Source organism: Vibrio sp. J502 (assembly GCF_025397955.1).
Lineage (GTDB): Bacteria > Pseudomonadota > Gammaproteobacteria > Enterobacterales > Vibrionaceae > Vibrio > Vibrio anguillarum.
Genome location: NZ_CP104554.1, coordinates 3,315,510 through 3,333,535, shown reverse-complemented (window position 1 = coordinate 3,333,535; position 18,026 = coordinate 3,315,510). Strand labels below are relative to the sequence as shown.

The following is an 18,026-nucleotide window of genomic DNA, read 5'->3' as shown; positions in this document are numbered from 1 at the left end:
GATAGTGCGGGTGGCCTTTTTTCAGTCTATTTTCTTTCCAACACCTGCATAAGCGCCCCACAAATTCCGATAACAAATTTTAACAAGATATTTAAAATCATTAGAGGATAGCTGCAAATTTTGATCTAGAACGAATGTTTTTCCTAGATGGAAAATGCGTTACACGTTACATTTTAATCCATGAATGAAATGGGTGATTGAAGCGGACATAAAATGGCAGATACAACAACCCTGTAGTGATTGAACATCAAGCCAACTCAGGTCAAAGCACGAAACAAAATCGAGCTACATCAAAGACAGTGGTAGTCGCATTTTGAATATTGCTCAATATCACGGCTTAGATGCGCTGCTACAAACGGATCCGCCAGAAAAAACGCTCGCTGATCGCGCCTTATTTAGAGAACAGCAACGTACAAGAGCAGCGACAAAAAAACCTAGAGCAGATCGTCAAACTGGCGCATATCTCTTGTAAAAATGAGACCGCGGGAGAGCCTGATCAAGATTGGTTACACCGTTTTTTCGATATGGCGCAAGACATCCACAACTCTTCGATGCAGCGACTTTGGCGCAAGTACTCAAACGCGAGGTGACCACCCCGGTTCAACCTCAATGAAAGCACTGCAAGTATTACAAGACATGACACCAAAAGAGGCGCAGATACTCCAAAAAGCCTCAGCGTTAGCCTGCTGTTTTGGTAGCGATAATAGCCGCAAGCTGTTGGTCGGCATTCGTGCTACTAACGGCAATTTTAGTTTAGGAAAACGCATCAGCACATTTGTCATCAATATGGGTAGTTCCAATTACCTATTCGAGCCTGTTAGTACTGATCGAGCTTGGCTTACTGCACGCCACTGAACTGGAATCTGGAGAAATTGAACTTGAACCGGCACTGCTGTTGACCTATCAAGGCAAGAATCTGTCACTGCAATCGATGAGTAAAGGAGTCAGGCTGCTCTATTACCGTTTCAGTCCCACTGGCAATGAGCTGTGTAAGCTACTGGGTAATAAACCGAATATGCCAGTACTACGATCAGATGTTGGCGGTGCTTAGCCAGAAATTCACTGTCCACACCGAAGTTGCCAGCAGCTCTTTTCATCACGCCGTCTAGCCTCAAAAATAAAGGCTCAAGCTGATGAGCCCTCTTCTACATTAGGCGATAATCGCTCGCACTTGCAGCGCTGTTAGGCAAATTTCCACCAGCTCATCAATGCTTTTTTCGCCAGCCGCAAGATACGATCTCAGGGTTTTGCGGCGACTCATACTCAGAGTCAATGCCCGTAAAATTACTGATTTCACCAGCGCGCGCTTTTTTATACAGCCCCTTCGGGTCGCGCTGCTCGCACACGTCCAACTTGGTATTGACAAACACTTCGATGAATTCACCTTGTGGCAGCATATCGCGCACTAATTGACGCTCAGCGCGATGCGGTGAAATGAATGCTGATAACACGATTAACCAGCATCGGCCATCAGCTTCGCGAGTTCACCAATACGGCCGAATATTTCTCGCCGATCTTGCTCTGAGAACCCAAGGTCGCTGCACAAGCCGTGGCGTACATTATCCCCATCGAGCAAATAGGTGTGATACCGAGTTGAGCTAAACGCTGTTCCAACGCACCAGCAATGGTTGATTTTCCCGCCCCTGACAGCCCCGTAAACCACAATACTGCTGGCTGTTGTTGTTTAAGTTGGCGCGGAACGACTTATTCACCGTATGCTGATGCCAGACAACATTTTCATCTTTATTGGCCAAATTCGTACTCATTACTCAATCCTTTGTTGTCTCAAACTAGCCAATAGAGGGACGCTGTAAGCGGCAATCCCTCCCACCGAATCACCACAGTTAAGCCTTGAGTAACTGACGAAGATCTTTGGCTTCCCAGTGTGGAAAGTGCTTGCGGATCAAGGCATTCAATTCAACTTCAAACGCAGAATGGGCACTTTGAGCATGAGCGATGTTTTGCAAACTATCTCGAACCAAGCCCGCCCCCACCGTCACATTCGTCAGGCGATCGATGATGATAAAACCACCAGTATTGGCACTGTCTAAGTATTTATCCAGCGCGATCGACTCTGTTAGCGACCATTCACACAAGCCAATGCCATTGAGCGGCAACTCTTCACTGTGATAAGTCGATAAATTATTAATATCGTACTGGTGACGCACTGCTTGCAACTGGCCGACGGTTTTCTTACCTGCAATTTTGATGTTGTATTCACGCCCGGCTTTGAGTGGTTGTTCTGTCATCAGACCACATCGGCTAATAGATGGTTAGTTGATTCAACCTGCGCTCCTTGCAGCACAATAAGATCACCACGGCTGATGTCAATTTCATCGCTGAGCGTTAACGTCACCGCTTGGCCTGCTTGCGCTTGCGGCAAATCTCCATCGAAAGTAACAATACGTGCCACGGTGGATGTTTTTCCAGACGGAAGAGCAGTGATTGCATCTCCAACGCTGATGCTGCCCGCTGCAATCGTGCCAGCAAAACCGCGAAAATCGAGATTCGGTCGGTTCACATACTGCACTGGGAAAACGAAACTCACCAGCTCCTTTTTGCTGATCTACGTCCCACCGTTTCAAGCAGCTCCAGCAGTGATGGGCCTTGATACCAACGCATATGTTGACTTGCTTCGACCACGTTGTCCCCCTTCCAGAGCAGAAAGCGGGATGATCTGAATATCAGTATCACCTTGCAGATGCTTTGAAAATTCCACGTAGTCTTGACGGATCTGCTCAAAACGATCTTGTGAGTAATCGACAGACTCCATCTTATTCACCGCCACCACAAAATGCCTTCAAACCTAACAGATTGGCAATGAATGAGTGGCGACGCGTTTGATCAAAATGCCTTTACGGGCATCGATCAAAATCACCGCGAGATCGCAAGTGGATGCGCCCGTCGCCATATTGCGCGTGTACTGCTCCATGCCCCGGAGTATCGGCAATGATGAATTTGCGCTTTTGAGTAGAGAAATAGCGATACGCCACGTCAATGGTGATCCTTGCTCACGTTCCGCTTGCAGGCCATCAACTAACAGAGCTAAATCGGGGCGCTCGCCCGTCGTGCCAACACGCTGGCTATCGGAATGGACGGCGGCCAGTTGATCTTCATAAATCTGTTTTGTGTCATGAAGCAAACGACCAATCAAGGTACTTTTTCCATCATCAACTGAGCCACAAGTCAGAAATCTCAGTAACGATTTGTGCTGGTGTTGCGTGAGATAAGCTTCAATACCGATCTCAGAAAGCTGAGCCTGAACTGCACTATTCATAATCTTTCCTTAGAGGCTTAGAAATAACCTTGGCGTTTTTCAATTCCATCGATCCTGATTGATCGTGGTCGATCGCGCGGCCTTGTCGTTCACTGGAAGTGGCCACCAGCATCTCTTCAATGATGCCCGTTAGCGTACTGGCCTCTGATTCAATTGCGCCAGTAAGTGGATAACAACCTAACGTGCGAAAACGCACACTCTTGTGCTGAACTTCTTCTCCAGGTTGCAGCTTCATCCGCTCGTCATCGACCATGATCAGCATCCATCGCGTTCGACAACTGGGCGAATGTCCGATAAATACAGCGGTACGATCTCGATGTTTTCCAAATAGATGTATTGCCAAATATCCAATTCAGTCCAGTTCGACAACGGGAAAACACGAATGCTCTCACCTTTATTGATTTGGCCGTTGTAGGTTTTCCATAGCTCCGGACGCTGGTTCTTCGGATCCCACGTGTGGTTCTTATCACGAAAGAATAAACACGCTCTTTCGCGCGTGATTTCTCTTCATCACGACGCGCACCACCAAAAGCAGCATCAAAACCATATTGGTTCAACGCTTGTTTTAAACCTTGGGTTTTCATGATGTCGGTATGCTTTGAAGAACCATGCTCAAAAGGGCTGATCCCCATCGCGATCCCTTCTGGGTTTTTGTGTACCAAAAGCTCAAAACCATACTTGTGCGCCATACGATCACGAAATTCAATCATCTCGCGAAACTTCCAGTCAGTATCGACATGCAGCAAAGGAAACGGAATTTTCCCCGGATAAAAAGCCTTGCGCGCTAAATGCAGCATCACCGAAGAGTCTTTACCAATCGAATACATCATTACTGGGTTATCAAATTCAGCAGCCACTTCACGTAAAATATGAATACTTTCGGCTTCGAGCTGTTTGTAAATGGGTTAAGCGTTGTTGATCCATCTGCATGCTTCCTTTTCGCTCGCATTGCGAGCCTTGTGCAATGAGAAATTGGTTTGAGTATTGAGTTGGAACTAACTGACTAGCCTTGCAATCAGGCGTAATTCACTTGGTTTTGCTGCGCGGGTTGTTCACCAAACCAATGCAGTTTTTCCGACAGCGCAACCACTTCGCCCACCACAATCAAGGCCGGAGCCTGTGCCTGCGCCGCCAGTTGTGATAAGTCACTGAGCTGCCCTTTGAAGACTTTTTGCGAACGCTGAGTACCGCGTTCAATAATCGCGATTGGTGTGTTGGCTTGGCGTCCATGTTCAATCAACTGCTGCTGGATATAACTCGACTTCATCAAGCCCATGTAAATGACTAAGGTTTGATTACCACGCGCCAGTGTTGACCAATCCATGTCATCGTTTTCCGCTTTAAGGTGACCGGTGACAAACAGAGCGGATTGCGCATAATCACGATGAGTCAGTGGAATTCCCGCATAGGCCGTTGCGCCTGCCGCCGCTGTAATACCGGGGATCACCTGAAATTTCACCCCCGCATCAAACAGCACTTCCAACTCTTCACCACCGCGGCCAAACATAAACGGATCACCGCCTTTAATACGCACGACTTTGTAACCTTGCTGCGCAAAATCGATCAGCAATTGATTGGTTTTTTCTTGAGGAACACTGTGGTGTCCAGCGCGCTTACCCACGCAGACTAAGATGGTATCGCTCGGCACCAGCGCCATAATTTCATCAGACACTAGGTAGTCGTACAACACCACGTCGGCTTGTTGTAGAAAGCTCAACGCTTTGAGCGTCAGCAGTTCTGGGTCGCCCGGCCCTGCACCAATCAAAGCCACTTCACCGCAGGTCAATTGGCTTTTGACGTACGATGGAGCGCTACTTGCCAAAGCATCATTGTTGACCGCAACTAAGCGCGGCCCTTTGATTGGCAACTGAGAAATGGTTTCCGTCGTACTCATTGTTGTTATCCATAACTTAATTCATGGATGCATTATGGCGGGCTCTTCATATTACCTGAAATTCTAAAATTTCATTTTTTATATCAAAAGCTGATAAGGGAATGGATAATTCCGAATAAGAAGTGACTATCTCTCTGATTAAAAGCCAATCAATGATGAGATCTTGTCGACAGAATGCCGGTGAGTTAACGCGTAACATCACAAATTGATATTCATTGAAATCATCGTTTCATAAGATTTTGTTACATTAGACGAGTTATTTGTTCCCTACCCCTAACTGGAGTACACAATGAAAGTGGCAGTGAACCTCTCTCCATCGCGATTTTGAGCGGTATGTTAGCAATGGCTGGCCCAGCAATGGCGGACACCATTAAACTGCGTATCGTCGAAACGACCGATATTCACACCAATGTGATGGATTACGATTACTACAAAGACAAGCCATCGAACCAGATTGGTTTATCCCGTGCGGCGACGTTAGTGAAGCAAGCGCGCAGCGAAGTCGAAAACAGCATTTTGGTCGATAACGGTGATTTACTCCAAGGTAGCCCAATGGGCGACTATATGGCCGCCAAAGGCATCAAGGTTGGTGAGGTTCACCCAGTTTACAAAGCGATGAATCAGCTCGGCTACGATGTAGGTAACATTGGTAACCATTAATTTAACTACGGTTTGTCCTTTTTAAAGGAGAGTATTAACGACGCCGCATTCCCGTATGTCAATGCCAACGTCTATGACCAACAAACGGGCAAACACCTCTTCAATCCCTATCTCATTAAAACGCACACGTTCAAGATACCGATGGCAAAGAGCACCAAATTAAAGTGGGTTACATTGGTTTTGTCCCACCACAAATCATGGTGTGGGATAAGAAAAACCTTGATGGCAAAGTGTTTGCCAAAGACATCAAACAAACAGCCGAGGAGCTGATCCCGCAGATGAAAAAAGAGGGTGCCGATGTGATCGTGGCAATCCGCACTCTGGTGTCTCAGCTAACCCATATTCCGTTGGTGCAGAAAACTCGGTTTACTACCTCACCCAAGTAGAAGGCATTGACGCAATTGCTTTTGGTCACTCTCACGCGGTATTCCCTAGCCAAGATTTTGCCAAACTGCCAGGAGCAGATGTAACTAAAGGCACCATTAATGGCGTAACCGCTGTCATGCCGGGGCGCTGGGGTAGCCATGTTGGTGTGATGGATCTGACTTTGCAAAGCAAAGATGGCCAATGGTCAGTCGTGAATGGTCAATCCCAAGCTCGCCCAATCTTCGATAAAGCCAATAAGAAATCATTGGCAGCAGCCGATACAGGCATAGTGAAAGCCTTAGAGTCGGACCATAAAGGCACGCGAGATTTCGTGAATCAACGATTGCCAAGCGAATGATGTGATGTACAGCTTTTTAGCCTTGGTACAAGATGACCCAACCGTGCAAATCGTTAACCTTGCACAAAAAGATTATGTGGAACGCTTTATTCAAGGCGACCCTGATCTTGATGGTTTGCCGGTGTTATCCGCCGCGGCACCTTTTAAAGTCGGTGGCCGTAAAGATGATTCCTGCCGGTTTCACCGAAGTCGAAGCTGGCCAACTGACATTTCGTAACGCAGCAGATCTCTATCTTTACCCTAATACATTAGTAGCGCTGAAATGACGGGTAAAGAAGTGAAGGAATGGTTGGAATGCAGCGCGGGGCAGTTTAATCAGATTGATCCGCACAGCACTCAACCACAATCCTTGATCAATTGGGCTGATTTCCGCACGTATAACTTTGATGTGATGGATGGGGTGAATTATCAAATCGATGTGACTCAACCCGCCAAATACGATGGTGATTGTAAAGTGGCGCATAAAGATGCTGAGCGCATTGTAGGCTTAACTTATCAAGGTAAACCTATCGATGTAAAACAGACCATTATTGTCGCCACCAATAACTACCGCGCTTATAGTAATAAATTTGCAGGCACGGCGCACAATTTGTTGCCTTTGACTCACCCGACGAAAACCGCACGGCCGTTGCAAACTACATTTCGCGCGTGAGTAAAGAAAAAGGTCAAGTCACGCCAAGTGCTGATAACAACTGGTCGTTTGCTCCGATTAAAACTAATACGCGTTAGATATTCGTTTGAAACCTCTCCAAGCGAGAAAGCAGCACAGTTCATCAAAGAGAAAGGCCAATACCCAATGACTTGGTGGAAAACGATGAGGTTGGTTTTGCGGTTTACAGGATTGACCTTACACAATAACTCCCCACTCAAATCGATTGAAAGAGGCCAATGAATTAAGGCGCTTTCACCCACAAACGCAGCCTTTCGCTGCGTTTTTTATTTCCCGCTCGGCAACCCTAACTCTGATCTTGATGGTTCTTGGCTATCCACGCTTCATTTAAGGTTCGTTACAACCTCGGTTTAATTTTCAAACATTAGTTTGATTAAATTTAATTATAAAAAATCATCAAATATGCAATTTTTCTATTCTTTGGCAGGTCTTTGTCCTCGTAATGAGAATAAAAGCGCAATCAGCGCCTTATTCTATACTTGATCATAATTTGCTAGGAGGAAGTGTGGCGCTTGCTATCGACATTCAAACCTTTCTAACAGCCGAAAGTCATTCACTGACTTTACTATTCATCGGCGTAATTTTGCTTTCCCTATTTGTTAGAGGATGTCGCTATTGTCACCGCCGCCACACTGGCTTTGCAAAATCTCATGTCCCCCGGCTTGGCGTTGTTGGCTATTTTTGTCGGCATTGTTAGTGGCGATCTCGGTTTGTATTACTTAGGCCAAGTGGCACAACGCGTTCGTCCGCTTCGTTATCAAGCGCTGACAATAAACATTTTCGAACCGTCCGTCGCAAACTGCACCATCATACTTTTTAAATCTGTTTATTATTCGCTTTGTCCCCGGCCTAAGAACGGTGGGCTTTACTTGAGCGGCTTTTTTTCTATTCCGTTGGCGCTATTTCTGTGCTCCGTACTGACGGCCACAGCACTGTGACACTGATCGTTTTTCAACGCTTTATTACCTAGGGAGTCAGGTTTTGCAGCAGTCCTCTCATTATCAATGGAGCATTATTCCTATCGCGGTTGGGCCTATTAATGCTCACCAATCGTCTTCTCAACAAATCATTTTCTAAAGGATTGTCATGAACGCCAATTAGAAATACCTTGCATTGCACATGGCCAAATCAACGCGGGTATGCCGCTTTTAGAGCAAGACACCAAACGCAGCATTTCTCCTTATGAATTTCTGCCAGTTGGTTTTTCTACACTCGTGGTGATTCAAAGCCTGCTGCAAGGCTGCGTTATGGCAACTGGGCTTACCCTTAATTGCAAACCCCGGCATCAAGCTCAGCGGCATGGTTGGAGAGTCAAAACACGACATTCTTAAATCTAGCCGGTGAATACGCTCAGCAGTGGATATCGCCCTTTATCACCCGAACGAAAAGCCATCAAACCCGTCAGCAGCAACAGCACAGGCTCTGTCTGCAATGCAACAAGCATCGTTGGATTTCCCTCTTGTCGCTAAACCAGATTTAGGCAGCCGCGGCGTTGGCGTAAAACTGCTGCAAAATGAACAACAACTGAGTGACTACATCCAATCATTCCGATTAACGCCGTTTTTTACTGCAACAAAAAGCGCCGTATCAAGCTGAAGCTGGCGTGTTTTATGTGCGCTATCCGGTGAAGCTCAAGGCAACATTATTTCATCACGCTCAAGTACGCCCCGTTTGTCACTGGGATGCATTCACACTTTAAAGCAGTAATTGAACGCTGCCCACGCGCAGGCAACTCCCCTCACCTCTATTTTCCTCGCCACCTTGAGAAGCTCGATCAGGTCTTGAAGCAGGGCAGGAGTTTCAACTCGCCTTTGCGGGCAGCCATAGTCGCCGGATCGATTTTCCGCAATGGTAACCGCTATATCACACCTCGCTCTCACCAACAAGTTAGATGAGATTTTTAACAATGTTGACGGGTTTCACTATGGGCGGCTCGATATCAAGTTTGCCAATATTCACCAATTGATGCTGGAGAACAGTTCACGATTTTGGAAATCAATGGCGCAAGCAGTGAAGCCGCTCATATTTGGGATAGAGAAACACCGCTGCGTGAGATCTTCTCAACCTTACTCAGACAGTACCGAATCTTATTCGACATAGGCGCGCAGCAGCGAAAGTTAGGCCATCAAACACCCAAAATGGCTGAACTGCTGAACGCTTGGCGCAAAGAAAAGGCCTAACCGAACACTACCCAAGCACGGATTAACCTTATCCATAAGAACAATCATAGGGATAGAAATATGTTTGCAATCACCACAATGTTCACAACAAAGTGCACCACAGCCTAATCATGCCCCCGTGATCCAAGGCGGCATTGAAACACTGGAATAAGCGCACCAGTTTCTCGAACAGTTAGAAGATAGGCACTACACCCACTTAGCCACGCCAATTGTCGCCAGTTCAGTGGGGCAACATTTTCGTCATTGGTTGGATCTGTTTCATGCGCTGGCTAACTCAACTAGCACTATTGATTACAACCAACGCCGTCGGGGCCACCTCGTTGAGACGTCCCGCGCTGCGGCCTTGGCCGAAATTGAGTATTTAATTCAATGGTTAACGCAGTGCTCGGCCTCACTCCAAAAATCCGTTACGGTACTTGTTGAAACCTCATTGCAGGAAACGCAAGTGTGCTCTCTCTCATCAACATGGGAGCGAGAGTTAAGCTTCGCCACTTTGCATGCACAGCACCATTTTGCGATGGCTAAAGTGGTCGCTCATTTGCTGCATGTAGAAACCGATGCCGCTTTCGGCTTAGCGCCAGCCACGGCCTCCTTCATTCGGGGGCAATAACATGTGCTCAGTTTCTTGGTTACTCGACAAACACGGCTATCATCTGTTTTTTAACCGTGATGAACAAAAAAACCGCCCATTAGCGTTGCCGCCTAAACAATACACGCAAGCTGGTGTTGAAGTGTTGATGCCGATTGATCCTGCCGGTGGAGGCAGTTGGATCAGCCTTAATGAATGCGGTTTGGCTTTGTGCTTGCTCAATAATTACCAAGGTAAAATCCCCCAAGGAGCCGATGCCGAACGCTTAGTGAGCCGCGGTCAATTGCTTAAGCATTTATCCAGTCAAGTCAGTGTCGAGAAGGTTATCCAAGCGTTTACACAGCTTAATCTTCAGCAATTTGCATCATTCACTTTGCTTGCTTTCGACCCTAATTTAACTGATGTATACCCGTGATCATTGAAGATGCTTGATTTTCAATAGAATCAGGATCATGCTACAAACCATGAAAATCACACTGACTCCTCAACAGAAACTGCAACTCGAACAGATGCACGACATTGAGCGTGATAGTCGAGTTTGCGACCGTATTAAGGCTGTTTTGCTGGCTTCTGAAGGCTGGAGTCAGACTATGATTTCACAAGCTCTTCGTATTCATGAATCGACCGTTGCACGTCACCTCAGTGACTACGTACTTTCTGAAAAACTTAAGCCTGAGAATGGAGGAAGCCAAAGCAAGCTTTCTGCTATTCAAACCATGCACCTAATCGAGCATTTGACTGAGAAAACCTATTCTCATACTCATCAAATTGTCGCCTATGTTAAAGAGACGTTTGGGCTTGATTATACTGTTTCTGGTATGAACAAATGGCTTCACCATAATGGTTTTAGCTACAAGCAACCGAAAGGCATACCACACAAGTTTGATGAAGCAAAACAGCAAGCATTCATAGAGGCGTATGAAGGCTAAAGGCAAGCTGTGGCGAGGATGAATCGATAGTCTTTATCGATGCAGTTCACCCAACACTATCAACAAAGATATCGCATGGCTGGATACGTACTGGTCAGGATAAAGTGATTGAACACAACAAGGGTAATCGTAGCCGATTGAACATTATTGGCGCACTGAACCTGTCGGATATTGGTGCAACCATTGTTCACGACTATGAGAGCATTAACAGTGAATCGATTGTTCGTTTTTTCTGTAAGTTAAGAGAGAGTTATTCGTTAGCCCATAAGCTTATATCATATTAGATGGTGCGGGATATCACACGCAGTGACTTAGTCAAAGATGCGGCGTTTGTCCTGAATATTAAACTGCATTTCTTCCACCTTACAGTCCAAACCTCACCCAATAGAGCGGCTATGGAAAGTAATGAATGAGAAGTCGAGGAACACGTTTACTTCAAAAGAAAACGGGACTTCAAGGCGGCAATAGACCAATTTTTTTCTGTGACTCTTCCAGAGATCGCAGGCTCTTTGACATCTCGAATTAATGATCATTTTCAGGTTCTCAAGCCTGCATCTTCAAGTTGATTCGGTATAGAATAGATAACTGCCATTTATTATATTTACCCAGACACAACTGGGTGGAGGCTACTATCTGCTAAGCATTTATCGATTGGCAACAAGATTGATAAAATATCAGTTTTTTTTTATCCAAACAAAAAGATTGTCCTTATTTATCAGTACGATGTATTTTTATAAAAAACCATAAAACAGAAAAATTTATGCATTTTATTCAAAACATTGAATCAAGTGATGAATAACAAGCCTTTACCTTGATACATTCACCAAATAAATTAATTACGTCAAAATTCAAAGCGTTTCGTCAATATTAGTTAAATGACACATAACTAGGGAAATCAACCTGCCGCCATAAAGACTGGCTCAGCTCTTCTATGATTATCCCATTTGCATTTTGTACCCATTCAACCAAGGCTTTCGCTACATTAGGATAGACAACGCGCTCGACCTGTTTTTCAATCCAACCAAACGGCGTAACTCCGACGGGTCCAAAAACTCATAGATGCAGCAAGCCCGAGATTCTCAAGAGTGGCAACGTTACTTTGCTGCTCAAATTGACCGATAGTGGCTTAAGTAGCAGCTTTTTACCAATGAAAGTGCTTCTGATGGTAATTCAAAGCCACCATTAGCAATTACGCCATCGCAGCAATGCAAGTGATATTGAAAATGGGTATGACATAAGGGACGCAACTCAACATTTTCAACGGATTGCGCTTCCATTAAGAAGGTGATAACAAATAAATGCTTGATTGAAAAACGAAAAAGCAACTCAAGAATATCATCAACATGCTCAAATGGAAGATAGACCAAAATGAAATGCTCGCTAGACGTATGCTGCTCTGAACGATAGATAATCGGAGGAAGGATTCGGTTGATCAAAATGATACCACTGTAAACCGACGTGGTAGTTGGCAGGCGCAAAACTGTTGAATAATCTGTTTATCCAGCCAACTTGCCCCTTTCAAGGCACATTATAACGAATGCCATTTTGATGACTTATCCAATACACGGAATACCTTGCTGTTTAGCCGCCCACTGCGATACTGGTTCAAAGTCATTAATGACCAGATCATACGGAGACAAATCGAGGTTTTTTGTCTCACTCACGAAAGTCAGCAAATTATTATTCAGCGCCGTTTTAACGTAATTTACGTGTCCTGTTCAGTTTCAAAAGTAAAAACCGCGCCGAGTTTGGTAATCACCGAAACTTTCCATCGAAAAGTATTTCTCTTTTTCACGTCCAGAAAAGAGAAATTGCACATCAATTTTGGCTTCTCTCAACGCTTCACTCATCACTCGTGAACGAGCAATATGGCATTTCCGGTGCCTTGGACACCATACAGAATTTTCAAAAGCCTCTCTCCACCAACCACAAAGCAAATCTTGCGCTGCTTACACAAGCAGCGCGCCAATCACGATATCCGTCAAGAAGTGAACCCCAAGTAGGATGCGAGATACGCCAATTAAGCCAGCCCAAACCAAGACAAAAGCATCGCTATGAGGATAGAAGTGGCCAATTAATGTCGCCATAACAAACCCTGCAGCCGTATGACCAGAGGGCAAAACTGTAGCGATCCGAAGGGGTATAAAGGCAATGAATGAAGGAGAAAACTCTTCAGGGCGACGACGCTGAAAGCTATTTTTCAATCCCCAATAAATAGGGAGTTCAATCGCGAAAGCGGCCAGTCCAGCCATTAAGAATAGCTGGCCATTAAGCGGGTCTAAATAACCAAGCTAAAGCACCAATCAACGCGTACAAATGCCCATCCCCAGTATGGGAAATAGCTTTGCTGATCTGCGCTACAGGCTGATTAAAACGATGCTGTAAACAAAATAGCGAAAACGCTACGTCAAACTTAACAATTTGTCCGATGGCACGCATGAGCGACTCCTGTCATTCCATAACCTCTTACGCTCTAAACGTAGAAGTTTAAAATGACAAATACGTGACTGTTTGTTGGATAATGAATGAATTTAACCGATGACAAACGTTCTTGCGTGAAAACATTCCGTGCTACAAAAAGTGATCCTCTCTACCAATTCTGCTCATTTTTACCGCTTTTGACTAAAACTGATCCGATATGAATAAAAAAAAACTTAATGGTTGACGAGTTAAGTCGAGTACGGTACTAATTTGTTAACTTAATCTTGTGGAATGTACGAATGACTATCCGTTTTTCTATCCTGCTGGGCCTGCTCCTTATCGTGAACCATTCGCGCGGGTAGGTTGTGGAAGAAAAACACAACACAGATGACAAGAGCCCGCACTGAGATGCGGGTTTTTTTATAACTACATTTAGGAAGTAAACGATTAACCATCGGTGCAAGGGAGCAACATGAATAATCAAGTCATTATATTCGACACCACACTACGTGATGGCGAGCAAGCTTTGTCAGCAAGCTTAACCGTTAAAGAAAAACTGCAGATTGCTTACGCATTAGAGCGCCTTGGTGTTGATGTTATTGAAGCAGGTTTTCCAGTTTCCTCCCCCAGGTGATTTTGAATCGGTCAAAACGATTGCCAAACACATTAAAAACAGCCGCGTCTGCGCGCTTTCTCGCGCGGTAGCAAAAGATATTGATGCAGCAGCCGAAGCTCTGAAAGTCGCCGATGCTTTTCGTATCCATACGTTTATTTCAACTCAACCATTCATGTGCAAGATAAATTGCGCCGCAGTTATGATGATGTGCTCGAGATGGCAGTCAGCTGCGGTGAAACACGCCGTAACTACACTGATGACGTCGAATTTTCCTGTGAAGATGCGGGCCGAACGCCCATTGATAATCTCTGTAGAATGGTCGAAGCCGCAAATTAATGCCGGAGCTAAGACATCAATATTCCAGACACGGTCGGTTATACTGTTCCTAGCGAATTGGTGGCATTATTCAGATGCTGTTTTGAGCGAGTCCCTAAACATAGATAAAGCCATTATTTCCGTTCATTGCCATGATGACTTGGGAATGTCAGTCGCAAACTCGATTGCGCTGTACAGGCCCTGGCGCAAGGCAAATAGAAGGCACCATCAACGGTATTGGTGAGCGCGCTGGTAACTGTTCACTGGAAGAGATCGCGATGATCATCAAAACTCGTCAAGAATTCCTCGGCGTACATACTGGCTTAAAGCATGTGAGACTCCACCGCACCAGTAAGTTGGTTAGCCAACTGTGCAATATGCCGATTCAAAGTAACTCAAAGCGATTGTCGGTGCCAAACGCATTTAGCCACTCCTCGGGTATTCACCAAGATGGTATGCCTAAAAAATAAAAAATACATATGAAATCATGACTCCAGAGTCAATTGGCCCTAAAAAACCCAAGCGCTGAACTTAACGAGCGCAGTGGCCGCGCCGCAGTAAAAAGCCATATGGACAGCATGGGTTACAACGAGAACGAATACAATTTGAACGCATTGTATGAGATTCTTGAAGTAGCCGACCGAAAAGGACAGGTATTTGCTACGATTTAGAAGCGTTGATGCACTTCTCTAATCTGCGTGATGAAGATGATTCTATAAGTTAAATTATTTGAGTGTCCAATCTGGTAGTGTCATGGCAACCACCAGTATTAAATTGCTTTGTTGGTGATGAAGAAAAATGTGAAGCTGCCGTTGGTAATGGCCCCTGTCGATGCGCTTTACCAATGTATTTACCGTCTAACTGGCTATGAGATCGTATTGGATAAATTTGACCTTACCGCCAAGGGCGAAGGTGAAGATGGACTCGGGCAAGCCGATATTATTGCCAACTACAAAGGGCGAAAATATCACGGTACAGGCGTCTCTACGGATATTGTCGAAGCATCAGGGCAAGCCTTATTGCACGTGATCAATAGCATTCATCGTGCCGATCAAATTGCAGAAATTAAACAAAAGAAAGTGGCAACCGTTTAACGTACCTAGATTAGAGTTTTCAATCTTTAGAGCTCACTGGGGCAAGCAAATATAAAAATAGTAAAGGACTAACATGACAGACAAAACATACAAAATTGCCGTTCTTGCAGGTGATGGTATCGGCCCAGAAGTAATGCAACAAGCACACAAGGTATTGGATGCGATTGAAAAAAAACATGCTATCCGGTTTGCCAGAGAAGAACATGATGTCGGCGGGATTGCGATTGATAACCACGGTTGCCCGCTACCTGAAAGCACCATTAAAGGATGTGAAGAGGCAGACGCCGTATTGTTTGGTTCCGTAGGCGGTCCTAAATGGGAGCATTTACCACCCAACGACCAACCAGAGCGCGGTGCACTCCTACCGCTTCGCAAACATTTTCAACTGTTTTGTAACTTGCGTCCTGCTCAAATTCACTCAGGCTTAGAAAGCTTTTCTCCTTTACGATCCGATATCTCCGATCGTGGCTTCGATATTGTGGTTGTTCGAGAATTGACTGGTGGTATTTATTTTGGCCAACCCAAAGGACGCGAAGGAGAAGGGGCAAATGAAAAAGCATTTGATACCGAAGTTTACCACCGCTACGAAATCGAACGCATTGCAAAAATAGCGTTTGAGTCCGCACGATTACGTCGTAAAAAAGTATGCTCAGTCGATAAAGCGAATGTATTACAAAGCTCTATCTTATGGCGTGAGGTCGTGGAAGAGATCGCAAAAGATTATCCGGACGTCGAGCTTTCACACATTTATATCGATAATGCCACTATGCAGCTCATTAAAGATCCCTCTCAATTTGATGTCATGCTGTGCTCTAATATTTTTGGTGACATCATTTCCGATGAATGCGCCATGATCACAGGCTCAATGGGTATGCTACCTTCCGCTAGCCTTAATGAAAGCAATTTCGGTCTCTATGAGCCAGCAGGTGGCTCTGCACCTGATATCGCAGGAAAGAACATCGCTAACCCAGTAGCACAAATTCTTTCCGCCGCTTTAATGCTACGTTATAGCTTGGGCGAAGAAAGTGCCGCTCAAGCTATCGAAAATGCCGTATCAAAGGCGCTTACCGCAGGAGAACTCACCGCAGATCTTGCCAGTGGTAAAGCGGCACTTTCAACCTCTGAAATGGGCGATAAAATTGCCAGCTATATTTTAAATTCATAATTAGTAGGACTAGGCTCGCCTAGTCCTTTATAAAGCTCAAAGAGCTCAAGGAAGAAGCAATGTCGCAAGCAAAAACCTTATACGAAAAAATTTATGATGCCCACATTGCGGTATCAGCTGAAGGGGAAACCCCCATCCTTTATATCGATCGTCATCTCGTTCATGAAGTGACATCACCGCAAGCATTTGATAGTTTACGCGAAAAGGGACGTAAAGTTCGTCAGACGAGTAAAACATTCGCTACCATGGACCATAACGTTTCAACCACCACAAAAGACATTAATGCCTCGGGTGAGATGGCTCGAATCCAAATGGAAACATTGTCCAAGAACTGTGCTGAGTTTGGCGTAACACTCTACGACTTAAATCATAAATACCAAGGCATCGTTCATGTCATGGGGCCAGAATTAGGTATTACTCTTCCCGGTATGACCATTGTCTGCGGTGACTCACACACAGCAACACATGGCGCATTTGGCTCGTTAGCGTTTGGCATCGGTACATCAGAAGTTGAGCACGTACTTGCAACCCAAACATTGAAACAAGCTCGCGCGAAAACGATGAAAATTGAGGTGACAGGCAAAGTCGCTCCAGGCATCACCGCTAAAGATATCGTGCTAGCCATTATAGGTAAAACAACGGCGGCCGGTGGTACAGGCTATGTCGTTGAATTTTGTGGTGAAGCGATTACCGATCTTTCAATGGAAGGTCGTATGACGGTGTGCAATATGGCGATTGAGCTTGGAGCAAAAGCCGGTCTTATCGCCCCTGATCAGACTACTTTCGACTACATTAAAGGTCGCAAGTTTTCTCCTCAAGGAAACGATTTAGAAGCTGCCATTGAGTACTGGGCAACGCTAAAAACCGATGATAATGCCAAATTCGATGCAGTCGTTACCCTAAATGCCGCGGACATCAAACCACAAGTAACGTGGGGCACAAACCCAGGCCAAGTAATTGCTGTCGATGAAACCATTCCATCTCCCGATAGCTTTAGTGATCCTGTCGAAAAAGCATCAGCAGAAAAAGCATTAGCGTATATGGGACTGGAAGCGGGTAAATCCTTATCAGACTACAAAGTGGATAAAGTTTTTGTCGGTTCTTGCACAAACTCTCGCATTGAAGATATGCGAGCAGCAGCTCAAGTCGCGAAAGGTAAAAAAGTCGCACCACACGTTCAAGCATTGATTGTTCCAGGTTCAGAGCAAGTTAAAGCGCAAGCGGAAGCGGAAGGCTTGGATAAAATATTTATTGAAGCGGGTTTTGAATGGCGCTTGCCGGGCTGTTCAATGTGCTTGGCTATGAACAATGACAGGCTCGGTGCAGGTGAACGCTGTGCATCAACATCCAACCGCAATTTTGAAGGCCGCCAAGGTCGAGATGGCCGCACACATTTAGTCAGTCCTGCAATGGCCGCCGCCGCCGCCATCGCTGGACACTTTGTCGATATCCGTAATATTCATTCTTCAACACTCAACTAAACAGGGGATCA

9 protein-coding genes and 11 pseudogenes are annotated in these 18,026 nt (G+C 45.4%); 10 read left to right on the top strand and 10 right to left on the bottom strand.

Annotation, left to right across the window (positions count from 1 at the left end; translation table 11 throughout):
* The first annotated feature begins 213 nt into the window (after positions 1-213).
* A pseudogene (locus N5E84_RS15665) lies at positions 214-1,109 on the top strand (TIGR03899 family protein).
* A 96-nt stretch (positions 1,110-1,205) separates the two neighbouring features.
* On the opposite strand, the pseudogene cysC reads toward N5E84_RS15665, so the two are convergent.
* The 7 genes and pseudogenes from cysC to cobA all read right to left on the bottom strand — a co-directional run bounded on the left by cysC (position 1,206) and on the right by cobA (position 5,171).
* Positions 1,206-1,633 (bottom strand): annotated as a pseudogene (gene cysC, locus N5E84_RS15660) (adenylyl-sulfate kinase).
* A 211-nt stretch (positions 1,634-1,844) separates the two neighbouring features.
* Positions 1,845-2,249, bottom strand: a complete 405-nt coding sequence (locus N5E84_RS15655; protein WP_261676502.1) for an elongation factor 1-alpha C-terminal domain-related protein — start codon at positions 2,247-2,249, stop codon at positions 1,845-1,847.
* Positions 2,249-2,548: a hypothetical protein gene (locus tag N5E84_RS15650; RefSeq protein ID WP_261676501.1), complete on the bottom strand. Its 300-nt coding sequence runs from the start codon at positions 2,546-2,548 to the stop codon at positions 2,249-2,251. The genes N5E84_RS15655 and N5E84_RS15650 overlap by 1 nt, the downstream gene beginning before the upstream one ends.
* A 33-nt stretch (positions 2,549-2,581) precedes the next feature.
* Positions 2,582-2,773 (bottom strand): hypothetical protein, encoded by a 192-nt coding sequence (locus N5E84_RS15645; RefSeq protein ID WP_261676500.1) that lies wholly within the window; start codon positions 2,771-2,773, stop codon positions 2,582-2,584.
* 33 nt (positions 2,774-2,806) lie between these two features.
* Complete coding sequence (locus N5E84_RS15640; protein WP_261676499.1) at positions 2,807-3,277, bottom strand: GTP-binding protein; 471 nt, start codon at positions 3,275-3,277, stop codon at positions 2,807-2,809.
* Positions 3,278-3,294: 17 nt separating this feature from the next.
* Positions 3,295-4,201 (bottom strand): annotated as a pseudogene (gene cysD / locus N5E84_RS15635) (sulfate adenylyltransferase subunit CysD).
* Between the two features lie 91 nt (positions 4,202-4,292).
* Positions 4,293-5,171: a uroporphyrinogen-III C-methyltransferase gene (gene cobA / locus N5E84_RS15630; RefSeq protein WP_019282540.1), complete on the bottom strand. Its 879-nt coding sequence runs from the start codon at positions 5,169-5,171 to the stop codon at positions 4,293-4,295.
* Between the two features lie 289 nt (positions 5,172-5,460).
* Here cobA and cpdB point away from each other — a divergent pair.
* From cpdB to N5E84_RS15600, 6 pseudogenes are all read left to right on the top strand, one after another.
* Positions 5,461-7,413 (top strand): annotated as a pseudogene (cpdB, locus tag N5E84_RS15625) (2',3'-cyclic-nucleotide 2'-phosphodiesterase).
* Positions 7,414-7,730: 317 nt separating this feature from the next.
* Positions 7,731-8,315, top strand: a pseudogene (locus N5E84_RS15620) (DedA family protein).
* Positions 8,316-8,364: 49 nt separating this feature from the next.
* Positions 8,365-9,431 (top strand): annotated as a pseudogene (locus N5E84_RS15615) (D-alanine--D-alanine ligase).
* 34 nt (positions 9,432-9,465) lie between these two features.
* Positions 9,466-10,015, top strand: a pseudogene (locus N5E84_RS15610) (hypothetical protein).
* A 1-nt stretch (position 10,016) separates the two neighbouring features.
* Positions 10,017-10,394 (top strand): annotated as a pseudogene (locus N5E84_RS15605) (NRDE family protein); the annotation flags it as partial.
* Positions 10,395-10,446: 52 nt separating this feature from the next.
* Positions 10,447-11,489 (top strand): annotated as a pseudogene (locus N5E84_RS15600) (IS630 family transposase).
* A 301-nt stretch (positions 11,490-11,790) separates the two neighbouring features.
* On the opposite strand, the pseudogene N5E84_RS15595 reads toward N5E84_RS15600, so the two are convergent.
* From N5E84_RS15595 to N5E84_RS21450, 3 genes and pseudogenes are all read right to left on the bottom strand, one after another.
* Positions 11,791-12,832, bottom strand: a pseudogene (locus N5E84_RS15595) (MJ1255/VC2487 family glycosyltransferase).
* Between the two features lie 40 nt (positions 12,833-12,872).
* Entirely contained in the window at positions 12,873-13,175 is a 303-nt protein-coding gene (locus N5E84_RS21455) for a phosphatase PAP2 family protein (RefSeq protein ID WP_410001421.1), read from the bottom strand.
* A gap of 16 nt (positions 13,176-13,191) precedes the next feature.
* Entirely contained in the window at positions 13,192-13,362 is a 171-nt protein-coding gene (locus N5E84_RS21450) for a hypothetical protein (protein WP_410001420.1), read from the bottom strand.
* A gap of 454 nt (positions 13,363-13,816) precedes the next feature.
* Between N5E84_RS21450 and leuA the strand changes: the two are divergent.
* The 3 genes and pseudogenes from leuA (at position 13,817) to leuC (ending at position 18,015) form a co-directional block, all read left to right on the top strand.
* Positions 13,817-15,369: pseudogene (leuA, locus tag N5E84_RS21445) on the top strand (2-isopropylmalate synthase).
* 73 nt (positions 15,370-15,442) lie between these two features.
* Complete coding sequence (gene leuB / locus N5E84_RS15565; RefSeq protein WP_019282467.1) at positions 15,443-16,534, top strand: 3-isopropylmalate dehydrogenase; 1,092 nt, start codon at positions 15,443-15,445, stop codon at positions 16,532-16,534.
* 59 nt (positions 16,535-16,593) lie between these two features.
* On the top strand, positions 16,594-18,015 hold the full coding sequence (gene leuC, locus N5E84_RS15560; protein WP_069212078.1) for a 3-isopropylmalate dehydratase large subunit: 1,422 nt from the start codon (positions 16,594-16,596) through the stop codon (positions 18,013-18,015).
* Positions 18,016-18,026 lie beyond the last annotated feature (11 nt).